Raw genomic sequence first — 7,425 nt, 5'->3', positions numbered from 1 at the left:
GCCGGTGGGCTCGTCGGCGAAGACGATCGCGGGCCGGGAGGCCAGAGCGCGGGCCACCGCGACGCGCTGCTGCTGCCCACCGGAAAGCTGTCCGGGGCGGTGACCGAGGCGATCCTTCAGGCCGGCCATGCAGACCACGCGGTCCAGCCACTGCCGGTCGGGGCGGCGGCCCGCGATGGCCATCGGCAGCGTGATGTTCTCCAGGGCGGTCAGTGTCGGCAGCAGATTGAACGCCTGGAAGATGAAGCCGACCCGGTCGCGGCGCAGGTGAGTGAGCTGCCGGTCGTTGAGCGTGCTCAGTTCGGTCGTACCGATGCGGACGGACCCCGAGTCGAACGAGTCGAGCCCGGCGGCGCAGTGCATCAACGTCGACTTGCCCGAGCCGGAGGGGCCCATGATCGCGGTGAACTCGCCTTCCCGGAAGGAGATGCCGACCCGGTCCAAGGCGACGACGCGCGTGTCGCCACTGCCGTAGACCTTGGAGAGGTCGGTGGTGGCGGCCGCGATCCCCCCGGTCATCGGGTACAGCACGTGCGGGGCAAGCGGTTCCGCGGTCATGGGGGTGACTCCTCTTCGGGTACGGAAGGGTGTACGTCGAAGGGTGTCGGGGAGACGTATCGGGATCTCGGCCGGCGTGTATGGGCGCCCGCGCCATTTCGTAGCAGTTGTGCAGCGGCCTGTCGGTCAGACCGGCAGGCGCAGGGTGGCGACGGCGCCACCGTCCGGGGCGTTGGCCAGGTGCAGTTCGCCGCCCAGGAGCCAGGCCTGGCCCAGGGCGATGGTCAGGCCCAGGCCATGGCCCGAGCCGCGCTCGGTCGCGCCGGTCTGGAAGCGGCGCGGGCCGCGCAGCAGCAGGGCCTGCGGGAATCCGGGGCCGTGGTCGCGCACGACGACGGTACGGCCCTCGACGGTGACCTGGACCGGGGCGTCCCCGTGCCGGTGGGCGTTGAGGACGAGGTTGCAGACGATCCGTTCAAGGCGGCGCGGGTCGGTCTCCACGGTGCCCGCGCCCTGGGCGACGACGACCTCGGTGTCGAGACCGGTGCGCACCACCGCTTCGGAGACGACCGCGCCGAGCGGGACCCGGGCGCGGGCCGGCAGTTCAGCACCGGCATCGAGACGGGAGATCTCCAGCAGATCCTCGACCAGGCCGCGCAGATCGCGTACCCGGGCCCGGAGCAGATCCTCCGTCTCACCGGGCGGCAGCAGATCGGCGGCGGCCAGCAGACCCCCGACGGGGGTGCGCAGCTCATGGGCCACGTCCGCGGTGAACTGACGCTCGGTGCGCAGCCGTTGGCCGAGACTGTCCGCCATGAGGTCGACGGTGGCGGCGATCTCGGACACCTCGTCACGGCCCTTGGTGGGCCCGGTCCGGGCATCCAGATCCCCGCCGGAGATCCGGCCCGCGGTTTCGGAGACCCGCCCCAGACGACGGCCGAGCAGCCCGGCCCCGTAGATCGCCAGGGGGGTGGCCACAGCGAGCGCGATCAGTGACGCCACTGCCATGGTCACGTCGAGTTGGTCCAGATCGTGGAGCCGCGGGGCCATGTTGACGCGATAGACCAGAACCCGGCTGCCCGGCCCCCCGGTTCGCTGCGCGGCCCAGACGGTCGGGCCCTCACCATAGTCATCCTCACGTGCGTCGTAGGCCGTATGCCGGTCGCTGTCCGCGGGGCTGCGCAGTGCGGCGGGCAGCCCGGGCGGATCGAGCTCTGCGCCGTCCAGGAGGGTTCCGGTACGCCGGTAGACGTCCATGGCCGAGTACATCGTGTTGAAGGCCTCTGCCTCGGCGCGTTGCCGGATGTCGTGCGCGGTCCACACGTGCACCAGCACGCCCACTGCCGCCGCTACCAGGCAGGCAGTGGCCGCTGCCAGCGCGGCGATCTTCCAGCGCAGGGGGATCCGGACCGGCCGCGACCGGTGGAACGGGTGCATCCGGACTCAGCGCCTGAGCTTGTAGCCGAAACCGCGGACCGTCTCGATCCGGTCGCGGCCCAACTTGCCGCGCAGCCGCTGCACGCACAGGTCCACGACCCGGCTGTCGCCGTCCCAGCCGTACTCCCAGACATTGCGCAGCAGCGTGTGCCGTTCCAGCACGATGCCCGGGTGCGCGGCGAATTCCAGCAGCAGCTTGAGTTCGGTGGGGGTCAGCGCCACCGGGCTCCCGGACACGCACACCTCCAGGCCACCGGTGTCGATCGTCAGATCGCCGAAAACCAGCAGCCTCCCCTCGGACGTCGGCTCCCCGTCGTCTGTGGTCCGCCCGGGTCCCGCGGCGGGTGCGTAGGTCGCCCGCCTCAACAGCGAACGGATACGCGCCACGAGCACATAGGTATCAACGGGTTTGACCACATAGTCGTCCGCCCCGGCCTCGAGACCGGCGACGACGTCGAGCCCGTCACCACGGGCGGACATCATCAGCACGGGCACCAGGCTGGTCTCCCGGACTCTGCGGCACAGGCCGATCCCGTCCAGACCCGGCAGCATCACATCCAGAATCAGCAGGTCGAAACGTTCGTCGCGGAAGAGCTCCAGCCCCGTCAGCCCATCGGCCACGGCCTTCATCCGGTAGCCGTAGCGCTCCAGGGCGACGGTGAACGACCGGCGCATCAGATCATCGTCCTCCACCAGCAGCACGCGGACAGGCTGCGGATCGGGTGCAGCCGGATCGGACGGGGGCACGGGTGAATCACTCCTGTTCGGACAGTTCGGGCATGGTGCGACCTGAAAGAAACGATATGGGAGCGGCCCGCGAACCACAGTTCGCACCGGCCCGGCGCACTGAACCGATGAACGCCCGAGCGTCCCCTGATACCTCCCGTATACAAATCTCGCACCGGCACTGCGGAGAGCGCCGCTGAACCCATGCAAGTCGCCCGGAACACGGGGTGCCGACATCTGGCGAGCAAGGAACGTCCGCGATGGGGATCACGTCGCCGACGCGGGCTGCTGGAGTAGATGAAAGCGGCGGACACCGGGCGCATTCCGTGCCGGGATGGGGGAGTGGCGTTGGGCCACGCGCCGGCGGTCGCCATCGCGTACGTCTTCACTCACGAAGCCCGCAGGCACCGCGAACTCATGGGCACGTCGCATTCCGTATGACGACTCGGGCCAGCATGCCGACGACCCACGGATTTGCTCCTTGGGTCTGAGCCGGCGGCAGGACCGCCCTTCGCGTATCTCGCCCCTGCCGGGCTGTCGCACAGTCGAAGAGTGCGCGGGAAAGGCATCAGGACCCGAGCGGCTGTGTATCGGCATCCGCTCCGCTGCGCAGCACTCTTGTAGGAGTCGGAACTGCGAGCCTCGGCAGGCCCATGCGCTGGGAGACTTCGCCCCTCCGGCACCCGGGCTGCAAGCCGTTGCCGGACCGGACGGTGCTCCGCGGCATCCGGTTTCCGCTGGCTCTCGGGATGCAGCCAGCGATGCTCGAACCCCCGCGAGTGAAGTGGTGGGTTTCCGTGATCGCGAACGGCACGTTCACTCCCGCGCGAGACCAGCCCGCCCGAGTCAGGCTCGGCCTCACCCGCGCTTGCATGCGCGAGGCCGCCACTCGGGGAATGACACGCCGTATTTCCGGGTCTAGACGAGTGAATATATTCCGGTTTCACATGAAATCGGACCGTTAGTCATATCTATGGGCGTGTAGGCCGCGCCTCACCTCTCTACTCGGGTCAGAAGGACCCGAGGGCCGTGCCCGCTCGGAGGAGTCCCATGCGTTCCGTTCGTGTTCTCACCAGCCTCGCCATCTCCAGTGTCGCTCTCGCCGGCGGCGCCCTGGCGCTGTCCGCCCCGGCCGCGTCCGCCGCCACTGGCCCCAACTCCGAGCAGTGCGAGCAGGCCCAGGTGGGGTCGAACGAGGCGCAGAAGAGCCTCGACGCACTGAAGAAGTCCGGTGCCTCGAAGGACAAGATCGACGCTGCCACGGAGATCCTGGAGCAGGCCCAGGTCGCCGAGCACGAGGCGTGTGCGACCATCTCCGGCCCGGTCCACACCGGTGCGGGCGGCACCCAGGGCGGGCTGAGCACCACCGAGATGACCGCCGGTGCGGCCCTGATCGCCACCGCCGCGGCCGGCGGCGTCGTCATGATGCGCCGCCGCTCCAGCGAGAACTGACCTCGCCCGCTCCAACGCCCCTTGGTGCGCCCTCCACCCTCGGGGGGGCGCACCAAGGGGCGTTTCACGTCCGCATCAAGGCAACCCGCGGCAGGGACGCGAGGTGTCGCCCCCCCCACTCGGAAAGGTCGTGCCGCCATGCCCGCCGCGCAGCATTCCCTCGGCGTCCTCCGCCGTCGCCGGGCTGGTCTGGCACTCATACTCGCCGGCCTGGCCACCGGCGGGTTCCTGATAGTCGACAGCTCTGCCGACACCGGCAACACCCCGCCCAGGCCATCGGCCGCCGACGCCTTCACCGGGCCGATACGCCCCGCCGCCCCGGCCCCCACGGTGCACCCGCTGCCCTACTCGCCGCCGACGCGCATCACCATCCCCGCCATCGGGGTCGACGCACCCCTTACCGGGCTGACCACGGACGACGACCACACCCTGCAGCCCCCTCCGCCCGACGACAAGAACCTCGCAGGCTGGTACCAGGAAGGCACGGCCCCCGGCAGCACCGGCACCGCTGTCATCGCCGGACACCTCGACACCCACACCGGCCCCGCCGTCTTCTACCGCATCGGCCAACTCCACAAGAAGGGAACCATCAACATCCTGCGCAAGGACGGGCGCACCATGACCTTCACCATCGACGCCGTCGAGCAGTACGAAAAGAGCGACTTCCCCAGCAAGAAGGTCTACGGCCGGGCCAACCGCCCCGAACTACGCCTGATCACCTGCGCCGGAGCCTATTCCAAGGCCAGCAGCTACAGCGCGAACATCGTCGTCTATGCCCACCTCGCCAAAGCCACACCCCCACCAGCGCGTGTGACACTGACACAGAACCGCATCGCCCAACGCTCCCGCACCACACTCCACAACAGCACCAGCATTCAGCCCATCGGAACCTGAGCCGGACAACCGTGACCGGGTGAACCACCGGGCCCGCGGGTCATACCGGGCGGCAGCGAGCACGGTCGCTGAGGTCAGTAACGAGTTTCAGGCGTCGATGATCTGCGGCCGTGTACCACCGCCCTCACCCTGAAGCGGCAACAAGAGCGGAGCGCCGCAGGCCGCGCCCACAGGGGCGATCCCTGCGCGGGGCTGCCCAGCCCGCCGAACCACAGGCTCCATCTCTGGGCCTAGAAGATCCGCAGGAGAGCGACAGGGGTTCACCACCCCGAAACTGCAACAGTCGCGCCGCCCCTGGTGGGCACCGATGTGCCCACCAGGGGCACAAAAATGCCCTCCGAAACTGCGTTTCCGCAGGTCAGAGGGCATCTGATTGTGGAGCCTAGGAGATTCGAACTCCTGACATCTGCCTTGCAAAGGCAGCGCTCTACCAACTGAGCTAAGGCCCCGAAACGAGGTGACGTGTGAACAGAGTACCGGGTCACCCCGGGGATCTCACACAAAGATTGGGGCTCCCCGTGAGCGACCACTCTCCGTAAGATGCACGACGGGGTTCGCAGCAGCGAAGCCACCTTAATGGGGTAGCGATGGGGAGACGCAATGGATGCAGCACAGCAGGAAGCGACCGCGAGAGCGAGAGACCTTCAGCGCACGTGGTACGGAGAGCCGCTGGGGGCGCTCTTCCGTAAGCTCATCGACGATCTGGGGCTCAACCAGGCCCGGCTGGCCGGCGTGCTCGGTCTGTCCGCACCCATGCTGTCCCAGCTGATGAGCGGCCAGCGCGCCAAGATCGGAAACCCTGCCGTGGTGCAGCGCGTCCAGGCTCTGCAGGAGCTCTCCAGCCTGGTGGCCGACGGCAGTGTCAGCGCCGCCGAGGCCACCGACCGCATGGAGGAGATCAAGAAGTCCCAGGGTGGCTCGGTCCTGTCCAACACCGGCCAGAGCACGACCGGTTCGGGGGCTCCGACCGTGCGCCGCGTGGTGCGTGAGATCCAGTCGCTGCTGCGCTCGGTGGCGGCCGCGGGCGACATCATCGATGCCGCCGACACCCTCGCCGCGGACCACCCGGAACTGGCAGAGTTCCTGCGGGTGTACGGCGCGGGGCGCACCGCGGAGGCGGTCGCCCACTACGAGTCGCACCAGAACTGAGCCCGGGGCCTCCGTCCGGGCCGTCGTCGGGAGGGGCGGGCACGGCACCATGGGTGAGGTATTCGCCGGCCGGTACGAACTGGTCGATCCGATCGGCCGCGGTGGCGCCGGCGCCGTCTGGCGTGCCTGGGACCACCGCCGTCGCCGTTATGTGGCGGCCAAGGTCCTGCGGCAGAGCGACGCTCATGCGCTGCTGCGCTTCGTCCGCGAGCAGGCGCTGCGAATCGATCACCCCCATGTGCTCGCCCCCGCCAGCTGGGCCGCGGACGACGACAAGGTGCTCTTCACCATGGACCTGGTGAGCGGCGGCTCGCTCGCCCATGTCATCGGCGACTACGGCCCGCTGCCGCCCCGGTTCGTCTGCACCCTGATCGACCAGCTGCTGGCGGGGCTTGCCGCGGTGCACGCCGAGGGGGTCGTGCACCGCGACATCAAACCGGCCAACATCCTGATGGAGGCGACCGGACGAGGGCGGCCGCATCTGCGGCTGTCCGATTTCGGCATCGCGATGCGCAAGGACGAGCCCCGTCTCACCGGCACCGGTCTCGTGGTCGGCACACCGGGCTATTTCGCACCCGAGCAGATGATGGGAGCCGAACCGGACTTCACCGCCGACCTGTTCGCCGTCGGCCTGGTGGCGCTTTATCTGCTGGAGGGCGTCAGACCCGACTCCAGGGCCCTCGTCGGACACTTCGTCACCCACGGCACACCGGGACCGCCGCAGGGCATCCCCGAGCCGCTCTGGCAGGTCCTCGCCGGACTCCTCCAGCCGGACCCGCAGGCCCGTTTCCGTACGGCCGCCGGAGCGCGTAGTGCTCTGACCGCAGCCGCCGCTCTGCTGCCCGGCCCTGGCCCCGACGAGGAGGACCTCGAAGTATTCGACCAGATCGGCCCGCTGCCGCCCGGCTTCACCCTCACGGGACCGACGCCGTACGCCCAATCGCCCGTAGTGCAGCAGCTCCAGCCCCAGCAGATGCAACTGCAGGCGCAGCCACAGCCACAGCCGCCCCCCATGCCTCCTCAGACCGGCAGTCACCATCCGGCCCCACCTCCCCAACCGACGCCGTACGAACAGCCCTTCACTTATCCGTACACCGCCCAGCCCGCGCAGGTTCCCACTCGGCCCGCACCGATCGCCCGCAGACGTCCGGGACCACCCCCGAGGGTGACCGCCGGGGTCCTGCTCGTGGCACTGCTCTGTTTCGCGGTGGGCATCTGGGCACTCGCCCAGGGCTGACCTACCAGCCGGCCGCCGCACGCCGCCCGGCG

Annotated in this window: 7 protein-coding genes and 1 tRNA gene; 4 read left to right on the top strand and 4 right to left on the bottom strand. The window is 69.4% G+C overall.

Annotated features, from left to right (window positions below):
• From J0695_RS24580 to cseB, 3 genes are all read right to left on the bottom strand, one after another.
• A partial coding sequence (locus J0695_RS24580; protein WP_372445822.1) for an ABC transporter ATP-binding protein occupies positions 1–558 on the bottom strand: 558 nt, incomplete at its 3' end.
• Positions 559–684: 126 nt separating this feature from the next.
• On the bottom strand, positions 685–1,935 hold the full coding sequence (locus J0695_RS24575) for a sensor histidine kinase (RefSeq protein WP_206965168.1): 1,251 nt from the start codon (positions 1,933–1,935) through the stop codon (positions 685–687).
• A gap of 6 nt (positions 1,936–1,941) precedes the next feature.
• Positions 1,942–2,637, bottom strand: coding sequence for a two-component system response regulator CseB (gene cseB / locus J0695_RS24570; protein ID WP_206965166.1), 696 nt, complete (start codon positions 2,635–2,637; stop codon positions 1,942–1,944).
• 1,074 nt (positions 2,638–3,711) lie between these two features.
• On the opposite strand from cseB, the gene J0695_RS24565 reads away from it, so the two are divergent.
• Together J0695_RS24565 and J0695_RS24560 are read left to right on the top strand one after the other, a co-directional pair.
• The gene (locus J0695_RS24565) at positions 3,712–4,113 is read left to right on the top strand and encodes a GVDTG sorting domain-containing protein (RefSeq protein WP_206965164.1); all 402 of its coding nucleotides are present in this window, start codon (positions 3,712–3,714) and stop codon (positions 4,111–4,113) included.
• A 138-nt stretch (positions 4,114–4,251) separates the two neighbouring features.
• On the top strand, positions 4,252–5,007 hold the full coding sequence (locus J0695_RS24560) for a class F sortase (RefSeq protein WP_206965162.1): 756 nt from the start codon (positions 4,252–4,254) through the stop codon (positions 5,005–5,007).
• A gap of 376 nt (positions 5,008–5,383) precedes the next feature.
• Here the strand turns inward: J0695_RS24560 and J0695_RS24555 are convergent.
• Positions 5,384–5,456, bottom strand: a tRNA-Ala gene (locus J0695_RS24555).
• Between the two features lie 151 nt (positions 5,457–5,607).
• Between J0695_RS24555 and J0695_RS24550 the strand changes: the two genes are divergently transcribed.
• Both J0695_RS24550 and J0695_RS24545 read left to right on the top strand, forming a co-directional pair.
• On the top strand, positions 5,608–6,156 hold the full coding sequence (locus J0695_RS24550) for a helix-turn-helix domain-containing protein (protein ID WP_206965160.1): 549 nt from the start codon (positions 5,608–5,610) through the stop codon (positions 6,154–6,156).
• 49 nt (positions 6,157–6,205) lie between these two features.
• Complete coding sequence (locus J0695_RS24545; protein ID WP_206965158.1) at positions 6,206–7,393, top strand: serine/threonine-protein kinase; 1,188 nt, start codon at positions 6,206–6,208, stop codon at positions 7,391–7,393.
• The last annotated feature ends 32 nt before the right edge of the window (positions 7,394–7,425 follow it).

The organism is Streptomyces beijiangensis, from assembly GCF_017315755.1.
Taxonomy (GTDB): Bacteria; Actinomycetota; Actinomycetes; order Streptomycetales; family Streptomycetaceae; genus Streptomyces; species Streptomyces beijiangensis.
The sequence above is the reverse complement of the archived record's forward strand: the minus strand, read 5'-3'. Positions and strand labels throughout refer to the sequence as shown.